Genomic DNA, 20,072 nt, shown 5'->3' on the forward strand with positions numbered 1-20,072 from the left:
GCACGCCGGGTCCATCGCCCTTCCGACGTCAGCGGCCGGGTGGTCTGACCAGCAGAGCAAGGGCAGCGAGGTCGACCTTGCCACTGCTGGCCCGGGGCAGCTCGTCGAGGACCACGACCCGGTTCGGCCACTCGTCGCGCGGCAGCACACCCCGCAGCCGGTCCGACCACGACTCGGCCGGAACGTCGCCGTCGTGCTCGACCACGGCGGTCAGATGACTGCCCCGTCGTTCGTCCGGGGCGACGACGACCAGCACAGGCAGGCCCGCATCCCGGGCGGCCGCCTCGAGCGCAGCCGGGTAGATCGTGATGCCGTTGCGATGCACGGCATGGGCTCGGCCGCGGACCTCGAGGCGCCCCTGCTCGTCCACGCGGGCGAGGTCGCCGGTGTCGGTCCATCCGCCGTCGTCGGGCATCGGCACGCCCGCCTCGAGCCTGCGATGGTAGGACCAGGGGCTGCGCACCAGGAGTCGCCCCTCGACTCCCGTCGCGACCTCGCGGTCGGCCGCGTCGACGACCCGTGCCGCGATCCCGGGCAACGGACGCCCGCACGCGACCGTGTCGTCGAGGGTGGCGAGCGCCACATTCCCGAGCTCAGTCGAACCGTACCCGTCGAGCGGCGGCGCGCCGACGATGTCGGCGCAGGCCCGCCTGAGCGCCGGGGACAGGGGCGCACCGCCGGTGCACCACATCCTCACCCGCGTGACGTCCAGGTCGTCGCGGACCACGCGGCGGAGGAGGTCGTGGAGGACCGCCGGTGCGCAATCGACGACGGTCGCCCCGGACCGCAGGGCGCGCTCGAAGGCCTGGACGGGGCGACGGGGGTCCCCGAGCACGAGACCGCAGCCGACGAGCCACCAGGCCACCACGATCGACATGCCGTACTGATGGGTCACGGGCAGGAGGGGCACGAGGACGTCGTCGGATCGGTACCCCATCACGCGCACGGTCATGTCGACGTTGTCGAGCACGGCCCCGCCCCGCCGCACGATGCCCTTCCGCCGGCCCGTCGACCCCGAGGTCCACATGACGATGCCGTCCTCGCGATCCGCCCAGGCACCGGGACCCGGCTCATCGACGCCCGTGGCGCACCGGTCACGGCAGGCCCGTCCGTCGGGCGCCGAGCCCGCCAGCGCTCCAGCCAGCAGGTCCGCGGCGGGGCCGAGCACGAGCGGCGAGCCCGCGAGGCCTTCCGCGCCCAGGGCCTGGGTCCGGACGCCGACCAGGGCGGTCGGGGCGGCGTCGTGCACGGCTCGGGCCACCGAGACGTCGTCCGCTCCGTCGTCGAGGAGCGCGAGCGACACGTCGAGCTGCAGGGCGGCGACGACGAGGACGGCCAGGGAGGGACCTGTGGGTCCGGAGGCGAGGAGGCGGTCCCCCGGACGCACACCGGAGAGCCGCAGCGCATCGACGGCGAGAGCGACCGCGGCCCTGGCGCAGATGCGGGGCCCTCCCGGCTCGGATATCCAGCCGCCCCCGCACGCCGTGGCTCCGCTCACCGCCCGGTCCGAACGGAGGAGGGGGTGACGCGTCGGCGGAGGTGGTCGCGGACCCCGCCCGCCAGATCGAGGAGGAAGAGGAGGTTCCAGAGCATGCCGGTCACGTAGAGCGCCCGCTCCCAGCCCCCGTCGAACGTCTCGCGCCCGAGGACGGGCCTACCCGCCGCCACGACGTCCGCCCACCAGGACGCTCCGGCGACGACGGCGACGACCTGCAGCACGACGAAGGCGATGGCGTGGGCGAGCACCCACCGGTACGGGTCGCGAGACGTCGTCGGCAGCCCGCGCTCGTCACGCTCGTCACGCTCGCCGTCGGCGACGATGGTCGGGCTGTCGGGCGCGGCGGGGAGCACGCGGTGCGGCCCGGCAGCGGTGGGGGCCGGCGCCGCGGTGGGCGCGCCCTCCGTCCCGGTCGCCGACGAGTCGGCCCCGTCCCTAGGTCCATCCGGACCGGACGAGGCCGCGGTGTTCAGGGCGCGCACCGCGCGGGGCGCCATGGCCGCCGCGCAGGCACCGACCACCAGGACCACCGCGACCGTGACGACACGGGGCTCCAGGGCGAGCGCGGCCCCGCCCGCGACGGCGCCGATCGCCCCGCCCAGCAGCACGGCCGCCTCGTAGGTTCCGAGGGCCTCGCCGACGCGGCCACCGGCCGACCCCGTCACGAGCTCGAGCTCCACGGGCTCGACCAGCGCCCAGGCGGAGCAGGCGAGCACCCAGGCGATGCCGATCGCGAGCGGCTGATCGACGAGGAACAGCGCCGCCGAGGCCACCGTGCTGGCGACCGTGGCGAGCGCCAGCGTGCGGGAGGCGCCGAGGCGGGCTGCCAGGCGTCGGCCCGGGACGGGCAGCAGGGACCACACGACGAGGCCGGGGAGGAAGGTCAGGGCGATCGCATCGACGCCGAGCCCCTGCCCCTGCAGCTTGAGGAGGACGGCGAGGCCCACTGCGCTCTCGACGAGGGCGACGACGGCGACGAGGACGAGCAGCGGAAGGAGCCGTCGTCGCAGCGCCCGCGACGCGACGCGGTCGCGCTCGGTCACGGTGCGACGGTGGTCGAGCCGCAGCAGGGCCGCGCAGCAGGCGAGGGCGGCCGCGGCCCCGAGGGCGAAGACGCCCCTGCTGCCCACCAGCCCCAGGGCGGACAACCCGACCACGTAGCCGACCCAGGTGCCGGTGGCCTCGCTGGAGGTGAGGCGGGCGAAGACGGCGGGCTCGTCGGCGGAGCCCTCGGCCACCATCGCCCGCACGGGCACGCGGAAGAGACTCGCACCGAGGCCGGCGACGGCAGCGGACACGATGGCGGTCGGCACGTCGGGGCTGAGCGCGTACCCGGCGGCCCCGAGCGCGAGCGTTGCGGCACCGAGGGCGGCTACGCGGTTCCTGGCTCTGGTGTCGGCGAGGCGTCCCGCCGCGGCTCGGGCCAGGAAGGACACCACGAGCTCCACGCCGACCACCACGCCGACGAGCGTCGACGGAGCCCCGAGCGAGGCCGCAGCCCAGAGCGGCACGAGGAACCCCAGCACCTCCACCACGCCACCCACGGCTCCGGCCGTGGAGAGCGCGGTGGACACCCGTCTCGACGTCCTGAGATCGTCGCCCACGCGCATCACCCCCGATCGGGCGACAGTCTGGCACGCAGGTGGGGGCCGGACCATCCGCCGAGCGACGGAGGCGCAGACCGGCCTGTCGACATACTCTCGGCCCACGTCCTCGCAGTCCGTGGGGACCGATACGAGGGGAACGAACATGACCACCGTCCTGGAACTCCAGAAGATGCCGACGACCCAGCAGGCACCCGCGGCGCTGCTCAGCGCACTGAGCATCGACTGCGTCAAGCCCGCCTACTGACGCACGCGCCGCGGCGCCGGGACCCTGTGCCTGGATCGGCACGGGGTTCTCGGCGCTCGTCGGAGTCTCGAGAGCGTCGGTGGGCGGTCAGGTCGCGGCGATCAGGAGGACGAGGAGGCGCGGGTCGGCTCAGGCGTCGTGACCGAGCGACTCGGACAGGCTCCGGTTGGCCTCGATCTGCTGCTGGACGAGGGCCAGCTTCTGCTCGACACCGCCGACGGCGTCGGCTCCGGCGACGAAACGCGCGGGCAATGCGTCACCGTCCGAGAGCTGGACGAGAGCGCCGGCGAGCTGCGCGGGGTCGCCGCCCTGCTGACCGTTCATGCCGCGGAACGCGGCCTGGGTCTGGGCGGTGCCTGCGGCGTAGTCGGCGATCTCGATCTCGGGCCAGAGGGTGGACGACCCCTCGACGAGCAGCTCGGTGCGGAAGAAGCCGGGAACGACCGTCATCGACGAGATGCCGAAGGGCTCGAGCTCGGGGGCGAGCGACTCCGACCAGCCCTCGAGCGCGAACTTCGAGGCGGCGTAGGCGGACGTGAACGCGCCGCCGACGAAGGCCGCCGTCGAGGTGATCGTGATGATCTGACCGGACCGCTGTTCGCGGAGGAGGGGAAGCACGGCACGGGTGACGTTGAGGGGGCCGAAGAAGTTGGTCTCCATCTGGGCGCGGATCTGCTCGGGGGTCAGCGTCTCGAAGAAGCCGGCGTAGAAGTTCCCCGGCCGAGGCGGGCTTGCCCGACTTCGGCGGTCCCAGACGCGTGCCGGGCCTGCGGCGTGAGGAGGTCGCCCTCCTCGCCGGCGTCAGCCCCGAGTACTACCGCAAGCTGGAGCGGGGTAACGCCCTCGGCGTCTCCGAATCCGTCCTCGACGGCATCGCCCGCGCCCTGCGCCTCGACGAGATCGAGTCCGGCCACCTCGTCGATCTGGTGCGCGCGGCGAACGCCGGCACGCACCCTCTGCGGAGGAGGCCCGCGCCTCGGCGGGATCACGTCCGACCCGGTGTGCAGCAGATGATCGCGGCGATGTCGACGGTGCCCGTGTTCGTGCAGAACGGACGTCTCGACGCGGTCGCCACGAACCCGCTCGGGCGCGCGCTCTTCTCCGAGATGTTCCGCTGTCCGGGCGACCCCGTCAACGCCGCTCGGTTCGTGTTCCTCGACGATCGCTCGCGCGATTTCTACCTCGACTGGCCCGGCAACGCCCGCCAGATCGTCGCCGTGCTGCGACGCGAGGCGGGCCGGTCCCCCTACGACCGCGACCTGAGCGATCTCGTCGGAGAGCTCTCGACCCGCAGCGATCTCTTCCGCACGCTCTGGGCCTCGCACGACGTCCGTGAGCACCGCACGGGCACGAAGAACGTGCACCACCCCGTGGTCGGCGACCTGTCGCTCTCGTTCGAGACGATGGATCTCTCGTCCGAACGCGGCCTGCAGATGCTCGTGTTCTCCGCCGAACCCGGCTCCCCCTCCGCCGACGGTCTCCAGCTGCTCGCCAATCTCACCCAGTCGTCCGCGGGATCCCCCGACGACGCGACCCGCGCCTCCTCGTCCACACCGACCGCACGTCACGCAGAGAGCACATGACCATGAAAGACGCGGACCTCGGCGGTCTGTCCGTCTCCCGCATCCGCCCCGGCTCACGACGACGTCCCTCGTGGGGTGCCACAGCAGGGCCCCTCACACGTTCTCCGCACGGCGTTCGCTGGAGATCGCGGCCACGAGACGTGGTCGTCGACGACGAGAAGATGAGGAGAACGACCGTGGCAGAACAGCCCAAGCAGGTCGGGGGTGGACGGAACATGTTCGGGGACTTCGCTCCGAAGCTCGCCGCCCTCACCGACGACGTCCTGTTCGAGGACGTCTGGAACAGAACCGAACTGTCCGCACGCGACCGGAGCCTGATCACGGTCGCCGTCCTCACCGCAGGCGGGAACACCGGACAGCTCGAGTTCCACCTGGGTCGCGCCATCGAGAACGGCGTCACCCAGGAGGAGCTGATCGAGGCCATCACCCACGTCACCCTCTACGCCGGCTGGCCCAATGGCATGGCCGCGATGGGTGTCGCCACGCAGCTCTTCACCACGGAAGACCAGGAGGAGTCATGAACATCGAACCCGCCACCCCTACGAGCAAGAACCCGCCCGAGCAGTTCGCCGGCGACGTCTGGCTCGACCCGATCGCGCTGCCCCACGAGGACGGTCAGCACATGGTCGTCGCCACCGTCCGCTTCGCCCCGGGTGCCCGGACCGCGTGGCACTCCCATGAGAAGGGCCAGTACCTGCGCGTCACCGCCGGCGTCGGCCGCTTCGGCACCCGCGACGGCCAGATCATCGACGTCCACCCCGGGCAGACGATCTACACCCCGCCCGGGCAGGAGCACTTCCACGCCGCCGCCCCCGGCGTCTTCATGGAGCACATCGCCATGCTCGAGAACGGCGACGACCCCGCCACGACCACCACCTGGCTCGAGCACATCACCGACAGCGAGTTCGCCGGCGACTAGGCCGGCGAAGGCGCACGAAGAAAGCGGCCGACGAAGTGGACCGCCTTTCTCTGTGGTGCGCCTGGAGGGACTCGAACCCTCAACCTTCTGATACGTGGTCAGATGCCTGGGAGGGTTGCCGTCACGCCAAGAACTGGCACTCGCTCACTGCGGGCCCGAATGCGGTCGGGCAGGTCACACCGACCCCGGCCCGACGACCTCTCGGCGGCCTCGTGCTCTGCCGTTCGACGCGGTCACCGAAGTGGAGACCGGCGGCGACGGCGGATCAGGACGACACGGAGCCGCGGTCGACGTCGATGACGCCTTTACGGAGGATGAAGCAGCCGTACGGGCCAGGGTCCGACGTCCGGACGACGGCGAAGGACCGGCGAGCCGCGGCGTAGAAGTCGAACCGTTCCAGTGCCTCCACGGTGACCGGGTGGCCGGTGAGCCCGTCGAGCGTGGCTTGGAACTCCAGTTGCACCGACACGAGGCGCTCAGGGTCGTCGACGACTGCCATCCTCTTGACGGGGGCTTCGACGAACGTGTCGAGAGGCATCAGCGAGAGGATCGCAGTGCAGGCTCGAGTGAGGTCGCAGCCAGCGAGGTCGACGACCTTGCCGTGGGTCGTGTGGGCCGCGATGGAGGCTGCAGGGTGGTTCACGTCGCAGAGGAGCAGATCGTCTCCGTGCCCCATCGACATGAGGACGAACAGCAGCTCGGCGGTCAGTGAACTGTCTATTCCCTTGAGCATGACGACTCCTTCGGTGAGTGGTGGCTGGACGGGACGGCGGAGGGGTCAGCGCGCCTGTGGCACCTGACCCCGCCGCCGTGGTCACTCCCGGGCAGCGGCGCGGGTGTTGAGCTGGTCGAACGCGACCGCGACGAGGATCAGCAGGCCGATCGCGATCTGCAGGTAGAACGAGTTCACGGCGAGAAGGTTGCCGCCGTTGTTGAGGACGCCGATGAGCAGCGCACCGCAGGCGGCGCCGATCGCGCTTCCCCGGGCGCCGGAGAGGCTGGCCCCGCCGATGACGCAGGCCGCGATGGCCTGCAGCTCGAAACCGGTGCCGGCTGTCGGGACTCCGGCCCCGAGGCGGGAGGTCAGGAGGACGCCGCCGACCGCGGAGAGCAGGCCCGCGATGCCGTAGACCGTGATGGTCACCAACCGCACCGGGACGCCGGCCAGGCGGGCCGCCTCCGGGTTCGAGCCGACGGCGTAGACGTACCTGCCGAAGACGGTGCGCTTGAGGACGAACGCCGCGATCGCCGCGATGACCACGAAGAGGATCAGCAGGTTCGGGATGCCGGCGATCGAGCCGTTCGCGATCTCCTGGAAGCCGTCAGGCAGTCCCTGGATCGTGTTGGCGTCGGTGATGACGAGCACGACTCCTCGAGCGATGCCGAGCATGCCCAGGGTCGCGATGAAGGGCGGGAGCTTGAACCTCGTCACGAGCAGGCCGGTGATGACGCCCAGCACGGCGCCGACCAGGGCCCCGAGGAGGAGCGCGAGGGGGATCGGGACGCCCGCGACGAGCAGCTGAGCAGTGACCGCGCCGGCCAGGCCGAGGATCGACCCGACCGAGAGGTCGATGCCGCCGGTGAGGATCACCATCAACTGGCCGATCGCCAGGATGCCGAAGATGGACACCTGCCGGGCGAGGTTCGCGAGGTTGTTGCCGGTCAGGAAGTCGTCGCTCGCGAGCGTCAGGGCGCCGAACACGACGAGGAGGACGATGAGCACGCCGCTCTCGCGGCCGGCGATGCTGCCGAGGGTCGTGACCCGCGGCTTGGACGATGCGCGGGCGGCTGCGGCCGCGGCGTCGTCGCCGTTCCGCACCACCCGGATGGTCGTGGTCTCGATGGGTTCGCGCCACATCAACTTAGGCATGGGGGACTTCCTCGATGTTCTGTCGGGTGACCGGGTCGGAGTGGGGGTCGTGGCTGAGCGGCGCGATGCCGTGCAGGTGGTCGGAGGGGTCGTCGACCCCGCCGCTGGCGAGGCGGAGCACGTCCTCCTCGGAGGCGCCGCCCGGCAGCTCACCGGCGACGGCGCCCTCGCGGAGGACGACGACGCGGTCGGCGAGGCCGAGCAGCTCAGGGAGGTAGGACGAGACGACGATGACGGCGAGTCCGCGGCGGGCCAGGTCGTTGATGACGTCGTAGAGCTCGCCCTTGGCACCGACGTCGATGCCCTTCGTCGGCTCGTCGAACATGATGACCTTGGGCTTGGTCAGCAGCCAACGCGCGAGGAGCACCTTCTGCTGGTTGCCGCCGGAGAGCGTCGAGACCGGCTGGTCGTAGGAGCCGGCGCGGATGCGCAGGCTGTCGAGCAGCGCGTCGGCCTCGTCCGACTGGGCCTTGCCGGGCAGCAGCCCTCGGCGGGACCCGACCCGGAGGCTCGCGATCGTGACGTTCTCCCGGATGGAGAGCTCCGGCAGCAGGCCGAGCACCTTCCGGTCCTCGGTCAGCAGGGCGACGCCGGCGTCCATCATCGTCCGCGGGCCGTCAGCCCGGACCACGGCGCCGTCGATCAGGATCTCCCCGGAGGCGACGGGCTCGGAGCCGAAGACGCTGAGCAGCAGCTCGCTCCGTCCCGAGCCGAGCAGGCCGCCGATGCCGAGGATCTCGCCGCCTCGAGCCTCGAGGTCGACGGCGGGGCTCTCCGGCGTGCGCCGGAGGGCGCGGAGGCTCAGGCGGGCGGGATGGACCTCTCGTGCCTCATCCGGGTAGAGCGACGACACTTCTCGACCGACCATGGCGTTGATCAGGGTGTCCTCGGTGTAGTCGCTCATGGGGCCGCTCTGGGACAGCTCGCCGTCGCGCAGCACCGTCACCCAGTCGCCGATCGCGAACATCTCCTCGAGCCGGTGCGTGACGTAGAGGATCGCGACGCCCTCGCGTTTGAACTTGCGGATCTGGTCGAGCAGACGGTCCGACTCGGCCTCGGTCAGCGCCGTGGTCGGCTCGTCGAAGACGATGACCTTGACCGCGTCGGCCGTGACGACCTTGGCGACCTCGACGAGCTGCTTCGTCGCTGCCGGCAGCCGCTCGACGACGACGTCGGGGTCGACGTCGGCGAGGCCGAGCGAGTCGAGGACGAACCGGCACCGGTCGTGCAGGTCACGGGCCCGGATCACGCCGGAGCGTGACGGCAAGCGGCCCATGAACATGTTCTCACCGACGGACAGGTGCGGCAGGAGGCTGAGCTCCTGGTAGACGGCCTGCACGCCCGCAGTACGGAGAGCCGCCGGGGAGGCGGTGGTCACCGTGCCCCCGTCGATCTCGTAGTCGCCCGAGTCGCGGGGCACGGCCCCGGTGAGGACCTTGATCAGCGTCGATTTGCCGGCACCGTTCTCGCCTGCCAGGCAGTGCACCTGACCGGGGACGAGCTTCAGCGAGACACCGCTGAGGGCCTGGACGGCACCGTAGGCCTTGGAGACGTCGGTGAGCTGCAGGACCGCAGTGCCCTCGGGCTCGCGGACGGTCATCCGTTGGTCTCGGCAGTCTGCGGCTCGAGGAGCGACTTGATCTCGGGAGTCTCCATGTTGTCGCGGTCGGCGATCGCGACTCCGGGGTCCAGGCTCGCCGGCGGGATGCGGCCCTGGGTGGCCATCGCGGCCTCGACGACGCCCTGGTATCCGAGGAACCAGGGGTTCTGCACGACGAGGGCGTCGATGCTGCCGTCGGCGAGAGCGGCGTTCTCGGCGGGGTCGGAGTCGAACGCGACGACGGCGATGTCGTCGGCCGCGTCGTTGTCCTTGATGGCCGTGGCGGCGCCGACGCCGGAGCTGTTGTTGTCGGCGAAGACGCCCACGAGGTCGGAGTTGGCCGAGATCGCGTCGTTCACCTGGGAGGCGGCGGTGCCGATGTCGTTGTTGTTGTAGCTCTGCAGGCTGGAGTCGATGTCGGGGCAGTCGGTCGCGAGGCCTGCGCGGAAGCCGGCGTCGCGGTCCTGGTTGGCCTCGATGCCAGCGATGGGCGCCTCGACGAGGACCTTGCCGGTGGTGGTGCCCTGCTCGGTGAGCAGCTGGCACATGCGCTCACCGGCGGCCGTGCCGGCGAGGATGTTGTTCGTGCCGATGTGGCCCTCGATCTCGGCCGTGACCTTCGTGTCCGCGGTGATGACCTTGATGCCCGCCTGCCGCGCCTGGTCGATCGAGGCGTTGAGGGCCTCGCTGGAGCTCGGGGCGATGAGGATCGCGTCGGCTCCGCGTGAGACGGAGTTCTCGACGAGCTGCACCTGGCCGGCGATGTCCGTCTCGGAGGTGGGGCCGAAGGTGTTCACCTCGATGCCGTAGTCGGCTGCCGCCGCCTCGGACCCGGCGAGGAGGGTCTGCCAGTAGGCGGAGTCGCTGGCGCGGATGATGACGTCGACCTGCACGCCTGCCGCCGCGCCTCCGTCCCCACCTCCGCTCGAGGCGGCTTCGGAGACCGTTGCCCGGCCGCCGACGACGCCGAGAACGAGGGCGACGAGGGCGATCGCCGCTACGAGGGACAGGGAGAAGACAGTTCTAGATCGCGCCATTGCGTGTCCACCTAGGTGTGAGAAGGGTTCGGGTGTTCGTGTTCGAGGTGTTCTGGGAGGGGCCGGCGCCTCGCTCGACGGGGAATGTCGCGGGCACCGGCCCGGGAGCCTGGTGGCTCGTGGGTCAGGCGGTGTGGCCTGCGGGGGTGATGCTCAGCAACTGGTTGCGGAGGCGCTGTGAGGCGATGCCGTCGGCTTGGTCGATGACCGAGGTGATGTGGTCGACGCCGACCGCCTCGATCTTCGCGATGAGGAGCTCGACGGTGGCGCGGTTGGTCTCCGCCTCCTCCTGTGCGTCTTCGCGGATCGGGAAGGTGTCGAAGTAGATGACGCCGTCGTAGTCGTGGCGGAGCAGGTAGTACAGGAACTCGATCGTCTCGAAGGGGTGGATCGAGCCGATCATGAGCCCGTCGTCGTGGTCGTTGTTGCCGTCGTTGAGGTGGACGCCCCAGAGCTTGCCCTCGGCGAGGAGGAGCGCGGCACCGAAGCCGGGGGCGTCGCCGGCCATGAGCATGTGGGCGAAGTCGAGGGTCGCCCCGACGTTCGGCCGGTCGATGAGCTGGAGGACGTGCAGGGTCTGGCCGACGCTGCGGATGACGGAGTGGACGCGCTCCTCGTAAGGCTTGTACTCGATGCTGATGCGGACGTCGGGGCGGTAGTCGGCGAGTTCCTGGAAGGCCTCGACGATGCGGCCGAGGTCACGCGCGTAGTCCTTCTGGAACGTGTAGTCGAAGCCGTCGAAGCCGAGCCAGACCGTGACGAGGTCGCTGCCGCCGAGGGCGGCGGCGTCGATGCCCGCCTTCGTGAGCTCGATGGCCTCGCGGCGCACCGCCTCGTCGCGGTTGCTGTACTCACCGTGGACGAACTCCTTGCGGAACCGCATGGCGACGCTGTTGAGGGTCAGTCCGAGCTCGTCGAGGAGGGGCTTCATGTCGGCGGGCTCGATGCCGACGAAGTGCTCGGGGTAGTTGAGGTCGACGTAGTCGATGCCCTTCGTCGCGCTGATGCGACGGAGGGCTGCGGCGGTGTCTCCACCGGCGATGAACGAGTTGAGGCGCGTGGCGAACTTCATGAGGGAGACCGTAGGGAGCATGATCACCATTGTCAAGCGTTGTCATTCTTGGTCAACCGCGATCGCCCAGCAGGCGTTGTTTAGTCGGTAGATTCAACTCACGGTGCTTTGACAACGATTGTCACGCTCGCCTAATGTCAAGCCAGGCGACGCTGTGTCGTCGGCACGATGGAGTGGAGAACGGCATGACGGCGAACGCCATCGTGGTGATCGGGAGCATCAACTACGACCTGATCGTCAGTCAGGATCGACTCCCCCGCCGCGGTGAGACGCTCGTGTCGACCGGCTTCCGCAGCGACTTCGGCGGCAAGGGCGCGAACCAGGCGGTCCAGGCGGCGCGACTCGGCGCCCGAGTCCAGTTCGTGGGTGCGGTGGGCGCGGACCACTACGGGGCGATGTGTCGCGCGAACTTGGAGCGCGAGGGCGTCGAGTGCCGTCTGCGCCCGACGGACGCGGTGAGCGGCCTGGGACTCGTGAACGTCGTGGGCGACGGGGAGGTGCACGCGACGATCGTCGAGGGCGCCAACGCCGTCGTGACCGGTGACTGGGTCGACGCCGCCGCCGACCTCGTCACCTCCGCCGCGGTCGTCGTGCTGCAGAACGAGGTACCGGCCTCGGCGAACGACCGCGCGGTTGTCCTGGCGGCAGCAGCTGGCGTGCCAGTCATCTACAACGCGGCACCAGCCAGGCCCGTGCCGCTCGCGACGACCCGCGCCTGCACGTGGTTCGTGGTGAACGAGGACGAGGCCGCCGAGTACCTGGGGCACGCCCTCGGCGACGTCGCCGACGACGACGCCATGCGTGCAGTCGTCGAGGAGCTGACGTCCTTCTGCGCGAACGTCGTCCTGACCCTGGGCAGTCACGGCTGCTATGTTTCTGCAGATCGGCGAGTGGAGTTCGTCGGGGCCGTGGAGGCCCGGGCGGTCGACACGACAGGCGCCGGCGACTCTTTCATCGGTGCGTTCGCCACGGCGATCGCTGACGGGGTCGACCCGTTCCAGGCGTCCCGGACCGCGGCCCTGGTCGCCTCGATCACGGTGGCAGGGATGGGCGCTCAGTCCAGCATGCCGACACAGGAGGCCCTCGACCATGAAGTCGTTCGCGAGACACCAGCTGATCCTCGACCGGGTCGCGCTCGGTGACTCGATCCTCATCGACGACCTCGTCACCGCCACGGGCGCGTCCCCCTCGACCGTGCGGCGCGACATCCGCGAGCTCGAGCGCTCCGGCCAGGTCGTCAGCCTGCGAGGGGGCGCCATCCGTGCCGAGGAACGCGCCGCGGAGCTGCCGGCAGCCCTGAAGTCGCAGATCAACCGCGACGAGAAGGTCGCCATCGCCCGCGCCGCCGCCGCGATGGTCGTCGAGGGCGAGACGATCTACGTCGACTCCGGCACGTCGCTGACCGAGTTCATGATCGCGCTCCCCAACATCGGTGTCCACGTCATCACGTCGAACACCCAGGTGCTCGGGATGGTGCCGCGCCCCAGGGTCACCGTCACGGCGCTCGGGGGCGACTATCTCCCCGACATCGGCTCCGTGGCCGGCACGATGACCGACCGCCAGCTCGAGGATCTCTACTTCGACCGTGCGTTCATCGGCGTCACCGGCATCGACGTCGCTGCGGGCGTCACCACCTTCGACATCCGAGAGGCCAACAAGAAGCGCATCGTGCAAGCGCACAGCCGCGAGACCGTCGTGCTCGCCGACAGCAGCAAATTCGACGTCGTCTCGCTTTGCCGCTCGTTCAGCTTGTCGGCGTGCACGGTGGTCAGCGATCTCCACGCGCCGGTACTCGAGGCAGCGAGGTCGTTCGTGGTCGCACCGGTCAGGGACGTCGGGGCCTGACCCCGAGCGTGTGGGATCGGCTCCGTCGTGGTCATCAGGTCTGCCGACGTCTCGCCATCACAGCGCGCTGCAGGAGCACGAAGACCAGGAGGATCCCACCGGTGATGATGGTGGTCGCTTCGGGCGGGATGCCTCCGTCTCGCGTGATGAGCACGTTCATGAGGCCGAGCACGAGCGCTCCCACGACGGACCCGAGCACGAAGCCGACGCCGCCGGTGAGGAGGGTGCCACCGATCACCGTGGCGGCGATCGAATCGAGCTCCCACCCGATGCCGGTGATGTTCTGCGCGCTCCCGAGCCGGGCCGTGTAGATGACCGAGGCGAGCCCCGCCAGCGATCCGCTGATCACGTAGACGGCGAGCTTCGTGCGGCGCACCGGGAGGCCCATGAGGGCGGCCGACTGCTCCGACCCTCCGATCGCGTACACGGTGCGACCCAGACGCGTGCGGTGCAGCACGAAGAACGCGACGGCGACCACCACGAGCGCGATGAGCACGCCAGGAGTCGTCACGACGTCGTTCACCTTCGGACCGTCGACGACCTTCATGTTCGTCGCGAGCGAGCGGATGGGCGACTCGTCGGCGAGTCGCTCGGGCACCGTGCTGAGGATGGAGGCGAGGCCCCGTCCGAGGAACATCATCGCGAGCGTCGCGATGAACGGCTGCACGTCGAAGAACTGGATCAGCACGCCCGAGACGACGCCGGATGCCGTGCCGATGAGGATCATCAGCACCATCACGACCCAGGGGTTCCAGCCGGCGTTCGCGAGCAGCACGCCCGCGACGCTGCTGACCGCGACGATCGCACCGACGGAGAGGTCGATGCCCCCCGTGAGGATCACGAACGTGAGCCCCACGGCCAGGACGATCACATGGGCGTTGTTGATGAGCAGGTTCGACAGGGTCGCGGCCTGCACGATGCGGCCGTAGGCGATCTCTCCGTAGGCAAGCATGGCGATCAGGATCACCAGGGCGGCGACCGTCGGCAGGGAATCGAGTCGGAGCCGCATGCGGCGACGCGGTTCGAGGGGCCCGTTGCCGGGGCCAGGACCGGGGGTCGGCGTGGGGGTGAGGGGCGGGCGGATCGTCGTGGCGCTCATGCGGACACGGCCTCCTTCTCGGTCGGCACGGAGGTCGGCGCCGGGCGGCGGCGCCTCGTGAACAGGGCGCGGACGCGCCGGGACTGCAGCAGCACGATCGCCACGATCACGATCGCCTTGAAGGCGGGCGTCGCCGAGGAGGAGACGCCGAGGAACACGACGGTCTTGTCGAGCGTCGCGATGAGGAGCGCCCCGACAGCGGCGCCGAGCAGGTGGAACTTGCCGCCGGCCAGCGACGTCCCGCCGATGACGACCGCGAGGATGGCGTCGAGCTCGAGTTGGTAACCGGTGCGCGAGACGTCGACCGTCATGACGCTGGACGTGGCGAAGATCCCGGCCACGCCGGCGAGCAGGCCGCTCCCGATGTAGGCGGTGAACAGGAGGGCTCGGCGGTCCAGCCCCGCGAGGCGCGCGGCCTTCGGGTCCATTCCGATCGCTTCGATCATGAGCCCCAGGGCGCTGCGCCGCACGAGGGCGGCGACGCCGAGCGTGATCAGCACGGCCAGCAGGAACACGACGGGTAGTCCGACGAGGTAACCGTTGGCGACCCAGCGGAAGGGCTCGTTGGCCGCGGCCGTGTTCTGGCCTCCCGTGATGACCTTGGCCAGGCCACGGCCGGCGAGCATGATCACGAGTGTGCTGATGAACGGCTGCAGCCCGACGACCGAGACGAGCATGCCGTTGACCGCGCCGAGGACCCCGGCGATGAGGAGCGCCAGGCCCATCGCGGCGAGCGCGACGCCGAGGGAGTCGGAGCCGGCCGCCTTCAGGAACTCCATCGAGACGGCGCCGGCGACGACCATGATCGAGCCGACGCTCAGGTCGATGCCGCCGGTGGCGACCACGAGGCACATGCCCACCGCGATCATGAGCACGGGGGCAGCGGCCCGGAGGATGTCGATGAGGTTGCCCACGAGGTTGCCCGTGTCCGGGTTGACGGACAGTGCGAGGTAACCGGGGTCCTTCGCCACGTTGATCGCCAGCAGCAGCACGATCGCGACCGTGCCCCAGACCCAGGGCCGGTGCAACAGGTCACCGAGCCCGTGGGCGCCCAGGCGCCTGGTCATGGTGGTCGTCGGGTCACTCATCGGGTTGCCTCCTCGGGCGTGGTGCGGGGGATGGTCTCGAGGGGGATCTCGGAGACGCCCTCCTCGGCGATGGCGGCGACGATGGACTCGGCGGTGACGTCCGGTCCCGCCGCGAGCTCGGCGATCTTGCGGTGGTCCTTCAGGACGACGATCCTGTCGCTGAGCCGCACCACCTCCTCGAGCTCCGAGGAGATGAACACGACGGCGACTCCCGTGTCGGCGAGGGCGGCGACCTGTTCCTGGATCTCGGCCTTGGCACCGACGTCGATGCCGCGTGTGGGCTCGTCAAGGATCAGCAGCTCCGGCTCGGTCGCCAGCCACCGGCCGAGCAGGACCTTCTGCTGGTTGCCGCCAGAGAGGTTACGGATGGGTCGATCGGGATCTGCGGGTCGCACGTTGAGCTCGGTGAGATATTTCGTCACCATGCGGTCCTTCTCCTTGGCCGAGAGCGGGCGGGCCCAGCCCCGTTTCGCCTGCACGGCGAGCACGAGGTTCTCGCGGACGCTCAGGTCGCGGATGATCCCCTCGTCTCGACGGTTCTCGCTCGAGAACGCGATGCGGTGCTTCAGGGCCTTCGCAGGGGACGAGATCGCCACGGGGACGCCGTCCATGGTCACGGATCCCGAGTCGGGGCGATCGACTCCGTAGAGGAGACGGGCGAGTTCCGTGCGGCCGGAGCCGAGGAGGCCGGCGAGGCCCACGACCTCGCCGCGACGCAGGTCGACGTCCGTCGCGTCGAGCGAGCCCTTGCGGCCGATCCCGGTGGCCCGGTAGACGGGCTCGCCCTCGGCGACCTGTCGGCTCGCCCGGTCCCGGTCGAGGGAGCGGAGGCTCTGCAGGTCCTTGCCGATCATCTCCGAGATGAGGCCGGCACGATCGATGTCTCGTGTGAGGTGCTCAGCCACGAACTTGCCGTTGCGTAGCACGGTGAGTCGGTCGCTGATCGCGAAGACCTGGTCGAGGAAGTGAGAGACGAAGAGGATGGCGACGCCTTCGTCACGAAGGCGTCGCATGACCCGGAAGAGACCTTCGACCTCGTCCGCGTCGAGGCTCGAGGTCGGCTCGTCGAGGATCAGCACCTTCGCCTCGACGACCGTGGCGCGGCTGATCGCGACGAGCTGCTGGAGGGCGAGGCTGAGCGACGAGAGGGGGGTGCGCGCGTCCAGGTGACCGAGTCCCACACGCGCCAGGACCTCGGAGGCGGCGGCGTGCGTTCCCTTCCAGTCGATGCCGAACCGGCCGCGCTTCTCGTGGCCGAGCATGACGTTCTCACCGATGGTGAGGTTGCTGCACAGGTTGACCTCTTGGTAGACCGTCGAGATCCCCGCAGCCTGCGCGTCCGCGGTGCCCGAGAGGCGACGTTCGAAGCCGTCGACGACGACACGTCCGGAGTCGATGCCGTAGACGCCCGTGAGCGCCTTGATGAGCGTCGATTTACCGGCGCCGTTCTCGCCCATCAGCGTGTGGACCTCGCCGGGGTAGAGACGGAGGTCGACCCCGTCGAGGGCTTTGACCCCGGGAAAAGCGATGGTGATGGCTTGCATCTCGACGATGGGGCCGGGTGCCTGCATGCGTTTAACTCCTTGTCTGCCGATACTCACCCGCCCGCTGCCGTGGCAGCGGGCGGGTGGCGGGGGTGGCGAGGCGGACTCGTCCGCCTCGCCGCCGGGTGTGGCCGTGCGAACGGATCAGAACTTGCGGTCGGGAAGTGCCGCGGTGGCCGCCTCGGGCGAGTCGAACGTGGCCGACTGGACGACGATCGACGAGTCGACGGTCTCTCCGTCGAGCAGCTTCTGCACGGCGTCGAGCGCTGTCTCGCCGAAGAGGGGGTTGTACTCGGCGACGAAGCTGAGCTTCGACTCGGACAACGCCTCGAGGGCGCTCTTCGTGCCGTCGATGGTGGCGATCTTCACGTCCTTGCCGGGCGTGAGACCCGCCTCCTCGACCGCCTGCACGGCGCCGAGTCCCATCTCGTCGTTCTGGGCGAAGACCATCTGGACGTCGTTGCCGTTCGACTTCAGCACCGTCTCGAAGACGCTCTTGGCCTCTTCGGTCGACCAGTTGGCGGTCTGTGCGCCGATCTTCGTGAACGCGCTGTCGGCGCCGATCACCTCGTCCCAACCTTCGTTGCGCTCGTTCACGACCGAGACGCCCGCCGGGCCCTCGAGGGTGAAGTACTTGCCACCCTCGGGAAGAGCGGACTTGGCCCACTCGGCGACGGACTCGCTGACGGCGATGTTGTCGGGCGCGATCCGGGTCGCGTAGAGCGAGGTGTCGTCCGGCTCGATGCCACGGTCGATGAGGACGACGGGGATCTCGGCTTCCTTCGCCCGCTCGAGCGAGTCCTCCCAGCCGGAGCCCTCGGTGGCCGAGAGCAGGATCACGTCGACACCCTCGTCCACGAACGACGTGAACGCGTCGATCTGCGATTTCTGGTCGTTGTTGGTCGCCGGGGCGTACTTGAGATCGAACCCGGCTTCCTTCGTGAAGGTGTCCTGGATGTTCGTCTCGTTGGCCTGACGCCAGGCGCCCTCGGGGCCGACCGCGACGAAGCCGACCGTTGCCAGGTCGTCACCGCCGTCCGTCGAACCGGTGCCGGAACTGCAGGCCGCGAGACCGAGGGCAATGGCCCCTGCGGCGGCGATGGTGGCGATGCGCCTCTTCGTGGACATGGATCTCCTCCTTGAGATGTCGGGACGTCTGCGTCTCGACTTGGCCTGGGGCCGGTCGTGCTGCGTGGGCTCGGGTGCTTCCGCGTGCTGGGAATGTTACCGGTAACAGTTACGAGAACACAAGAGTGATCGAGAACATCCGCTCGTCGGGAAGGGATCGACTGCGAGCCTCAGCGGCGTGACGGCGCCGCAGGCGGCGAGAGGGGCCCGTCCTGCCACACCGGCGGGAAGTCGTCGCCCTCGTCGCTCTCGTCGTCCGGCGCGGCGATGAGCTCGACGAGCGTGTCGACCGTGACGCCCGGCCCGTTGCTGAGCTCGCCGATCTTCTCGCGGTCCTTGAGCACCACGATCCGGTCGCTCACCCGCACGAGTTCGTCGAACGCGCTGGAGATGAACACGACGGCCACGCCCTCGAGGGCGAGTTGGGCGATGTGCGCCTGGATGTCGACCTTGGCCCCGATGTCGACGCCGCGGGTCGGCTCGTCGAGGATCAGCACGCGGGGCCGGATCGCCAGCCAGCGCGCGAGCAACACCTTCTGTTGGTTGCCGCCGGAGAGTTCGCCCGCGAGCGTCCCCGGGTCGACCGGTGTGATGTCGAAGTGCTCGATGTGCCGCTCGACGAGGTCCTCGCGCTCGGCCCTGGAGAGCGGGTGCGACCAGCCACGCAGAGCCTGCAGTGCGAGGACAATGTTCTCGCGGACGCTCAACTCGTTGATCAGCCCCTCGGCCCCACGGTCCTCCGCCGAGAGCGCCACTCGGTTCCGTAATGCGTCCGCCGGCCGGTCGATGACGACCGCACGTCCGCCGAGCGTCACGACTCCGCCGTCCGCTCGATCGGCACCCGCGAGCAGGCGCGCGAGCTCGGTTCGCCCGGAGCCGCGAAGCCCCGCGATGCCCACGACCTCGCCCGCATGCAGCTCGAAGTCGACCGGCCTCAGCATCCCGCGGCGTCCCACCCCGGCGGCGCGGTACAGCGGCGGGCCGACCGGGTCCACACGATGCTCCCGACGCTCGGAACCGATGCGCTGAAGCTGGGCGATGTCCTTGCCGATCATCCGTGCGACCACATCGGCCCGGCCGATCTGGTGCGACAGGTAGTCGCCCTCCTTCACGCCCCCGCGGAGGATGGTCATGCGGTCGCTCAGCGCCAGCACCTGTTCGAGGAAGTGCGAGACGAAGAGGATCGCGACGCCCTGGTCGCGGAGGCGACGGATCACGTCGAAGAGCCGTGCCACGTCGACCGCATCGAGGCTCGACGTGGGCTCGTCGAGCACCAACACCCGGGGCCGGTCCACCATGGCGCGGGCGATGGAGACGAGCTGACGACTGGCGGGGGTGAGATCGGCGAGGATGCCGCGGGGGTCCAGTTCGGCCAGCCCGAGCTCGGCGAGCATCGCTGCGGCACGTGCGTGGGTGGCCGGCCACGAGATGCCGAAGCGACCACGCACCTCGTGGCCGAGCATCACGTTCTCGCCGACGCTCAAGCTCTCGACCAGGTGTGATTCCTGGAACGCGGCCTGGATGCCGAGGGCCCGTGCGTCGGCCGGTCCGCCGAGCCGGACGGACTCCCCATCGACGAGGACCTCTCCCGCCTCGATCGGATGGACGCCGAGCAGCGCCTTGATGAGCGTGGACTTCCCCGCACCGTTCTCGCCGAGGAGAGCGTGCACCTCACCCGAGTGGAGGTCGAGGTCGACCCTGTCGAGCGCGACGCCGTTCGAGAAAGCGACGGTGATCCCCCGCATCTGCACCGTGGGGTGGGCAGGTCCGTCCCGCCGCTCGCCCTGACCGGACCAGGTCGGGCCGGTGCCCTGCGGGCCGCTGGGGTGCATCGTCATCGATGCCCGTACGTGACGCACGTGGTGCTCCTCGGGTCGGAGGCCTACGTGGCCTCACGCCGGGCGGTGCCCGACGTGCACGACTGTAGCTGTCGGCATG

Annotated in this window: 18 protein-coding genes; 5 read left to right on the forward strand and 13 right to left on the reverse strand. The window is 70.0% G+C overall.

Annotated features, from left to right (window positions below; all coding sequences use genetic code 11):
• Nucleotides 1–28 precede the first annotated feature (28 nt).
• From ACZZY9_RS06300 to ACZZY9_RS06310, 3 genes are all read right to left on the reverse strand, one after another.
• Nucleotides 29–1,498 carry a class I adenylate-forming enzyme family protein gene (locus tag ACZZY9_RS06300; RefSeq protein WP_463463424.1) on the reverse strand — a complete coding sequence of 490 codons (1,470 nt, stop codon included), beginning with the start codon at nucleotides 1,496–1,498 and terminating at the stop codon, nucleotides 29–31.
• A complete protein-coding gene (locus ACZZY9_RS06305) occupies nucleotides 1,495–3,072 on the reverse strand; it encodes an MFS transporter (RefSeq protein WP_463463425.1) in 1,578 nt (525 codons plus the stop codon). The genes ACZZY9_RS06300 and ACZZY9_RS06305 overlap by 4 nt, the downstream gene beginning before the upstream one ends.
• Nucleotides 3,073–3,478: 406 nt before the next feature.
• Entirely contained in the window at nucleotides 3,479–4,009 is a 531-nt protein-coding gene (locus ACZZY9_RS06310) for an SDR family NAD(P)-dependent oxidoreductase (RefSeq protein WP_463463426.1), read from the reverse strand.
• Between the two features lie 71 nt (nucleotides 4,010–4,080).
• On the opposite strand from ACZZY9_RS06310, the gene ACZZY9_RS06315 reads away from it, so the two are divergent.
• The 3 genes from ACZZY9_RS06315 to ACZZY9_RS06325 all read left to right on the forward strand — a co-directional run bounded on the left by ACZZY9_RS06315 (nucleotide 4,081) and on the right by ACZZY9_RS06325 (nucleotide 5,851).
• Nucleotides 4,081–4,932 carry a helix-turn-helix domain-containing protein gene (locus tag ACZZY9_RS06315; protein WP_463463427.1) on the forward strand — a complete coding sequence of 284 codons (852 nt, stop codon included), beginning with the start codon at nucleotides 4,081–4,083 and terminating at the stop codon, nucleotides 4,930–4,932.
• 161 nt (nucleotides 4,933–5,093) lie between these two features.
• On the forward strand, nucleotides 5,094–5,453 hold the full coding sequence (locus ACZZY9_RS06320) for a carboxymuconolactone decarboxylase family protein (protein WP_463464646.1): 360 nt from the start codon (nucleotides 5,094–5,096) through the stop codon (nucleotides 5,451–5,453).
• A complete protein-coding gene (locus ACZZY9_RS06325; protein ID WP_463463428.1) occupies nucleotides 5,450–5,851 on the forward strand; it encodes a cupin domain-containing protein in 402 nt (133 codons plus the stop codon). The genes ACZZY9_RS06320 and ACZZY9_RS06325 overlap by 4 nt, the downstream gene beginning before the upstream one ends.
• 265 nt (nucleotides 5,852–6,116) lie before the next feature.
• Here ACZZY9_RS06325 and ACZZY9_RS06330 read toward each other — a convergent pair whose 3' ends face one another.
• The 5 genes from ACZZY9_RS06330 to ACZZY9_RS06350 form a co-directional block, all read right to left on the reverse strand.
• Entirely contained in the window at nucleotides 6,117–6,584 is a 468-nt protein-coding gene (locus tag ACZZY9_RS06330; protein ID WP_463463429.1) for an RbsD/FucU family protein, read from the reverse strand.
• Nucleotides 6,585–6,665: 81 nt separating this feature from the next.
• Nucleotides 6,666–7,721 carry an ABC transporter permease gene (locus tag ACZZY9_RS06335; protein WP_463463430.1) on the reverse strand — a complete coding sequence of 352 codons (1,056 nt, stop codon included), beginning with the start codon at nucleotides 7,719–7,721 and terminating at the stop codon, nucleotides 6,666–6,668.
• Nucleotides 7,714–9,321 carry a sugar ABC transporter ATP-binding protein gene (locus ACZZY9_RS06340; RefSeq protein ID WP_463463431.1) on the reverse strand — a complete coding sequence of 536 codons (1,608 nt, stop codon included), beginning with the start codon at nucleotides 9,319–9,321 and terminating at the stop codon, nucleotides 7,714–7,716. The genes ACZZY9_RS06335 and ACZZY9_RS06340 overlap by 8 nt, the downstream gene beginning before the upstream one ends.
• The gene (locus ACZZY9_RS06345; RefSeq protein WP_463463432.1) at nucleotides 9,318–10,358 is read right to left on the reverse strand and encodes a substrate-binding domain-containing protein; all 1,041 of its coding nucleotides are present in this window, start codon (nucleotides 10,356–10,358) and stop codon (nucleotides 9,318–9,320) included. Before ACZZY9_RS06345 ends, ACZZY9_RS06340 begins: the two co-directional genes overlap by 4 nt.
• A 124-nt stretch (nucleotides 10,359–10,482) precedes the next feature.
• Nucleotides 10,483–11,430, reverse strand: coding sequence for a sugar phosphate isomerase/epimerase family protein (locus tag ACZZY9_RS06350; RefSeq protein ID WP_463463433.1), 948 nt, complete (start codon nucleotides 11,428–11,430; stop codon nucleotides 10,483–10,485).
• A gap of 185 nt (nucleotides 11,431–11,615) precedes the next feature.
• Between ACZZY9_RS06350 and ACZZY9_RS06355 the strand changes: the two genes are divergently transcribed.
• Entirely contained in the window at nucleotides 11,616–12,572 is a 957-nt protein-coding gene (locus tag ACZZY9_RS06355) for a ribokinase (RefSeq protein WP_463463434.1), read from the forward strand.
• A complete protein-coding gene (locus ACZZY9_RS06360; RefSeq protein WP_463463435.1) occupies nucleotides 12,520–13,275 on the forward strand; it encodes a DeoR/GlpR family DNA-binding transcription regulator in 756 nt (251 codons plus the stop codon). The genes ACZZY9_RS06355 and ACZZY9_RS06360 overlap by 53 nt, the downstream gene beginning before the upstream one ends.
• Nucleotides 13,276–13,309: 34 nt before the next feature.
• On the opposite strand, the gene ACZZY9_RS06365 is transcribed toward ACZZY9_RS06360, so the two are convergent.
• The 5 genes from ACZZY9_RS06365 to ACZZY9_RS06385 all read right to left on the reverse strand — a co-directional run bounded on the left by ACZZY9_RS06365 (nucleotide 13,310) and on the right by ACZZY9_RS06385 (nucleotide 19,993).
• Nucleotides 13,310–14,374 (reverse strand): ABC transporter permease, encoded by a 1,065-nt coding sequence (locus ACZZY9_RS06365; protein ID WP_082452489.1) that lies wholly within the window; start codon nucleotides 14,372–14,374, stop codon nucleotides 13,310–13,312.
• Nucleotides 14,371–15,462: an ABC transporter permease gene (locus tag ACZZY9_RS06370; protein WP_137848050.1), complete on the reverse strand. Its 1,092-nt coding sequence runs from the start codon at nucleotides 15,460–15,462 to the stop codon at nucleotides 14,371–14,373. The genes ACZZY9_RS06365 and ACZZY9_RS06370 overlap by 4 nt, the downstream gene beginning before the upstream one ends.
• Nucleotides 15,459–17,033: a sugar ABC transporter ATP-binding protein gene (locus ACZZY9_RS06375; RefSeq protein WP_463463436.1), complete on the reverse strand. Its 1,575-nt coding sequence runs from the start codon at nucleotides 17,031–17,033 to the stop codon at nucleotides 15,459–15,461. Before ACZZY9_RS06375 ends, ACZZY9_RS06370 begins: the two co-directional genes overlap by 4 nt.
• Nucleotides 17,034–17,150: 117 nt before the next feature.
• Entirely contained in the window at nucleotides 17,151–18,134 is a 984-nt protein-coding gene (locus ACZZY9_RS06380) for an ABC transporter substrate-binding protein (RefSeq protein ID WP_463463437.1), read from the reverse strand.
• Nucleotides 18,135–18,304: 170 nt separating this feature from the next.
• Nucleotides 18,305–19,993 carry a sugar ABC transporter ATP-binding protein gene (locus ACZZY9_RS06385; protein ID WP_463463438.1) on the reverse strand — a complete coding sequence of 563 codons (1,689 nt, stop codon included), beginning with the start codon at nucleotides 19,991–19,993 and terminating at the stop codon, nucleotides 18,305–18,307.
• Nucleotides 19,994–20,072 lie beyond the last annotated feature (79 nt).

The sequence above is a fragment of the Frigoribacterium sp. AC394 genome (assembly GCF_979258095.1).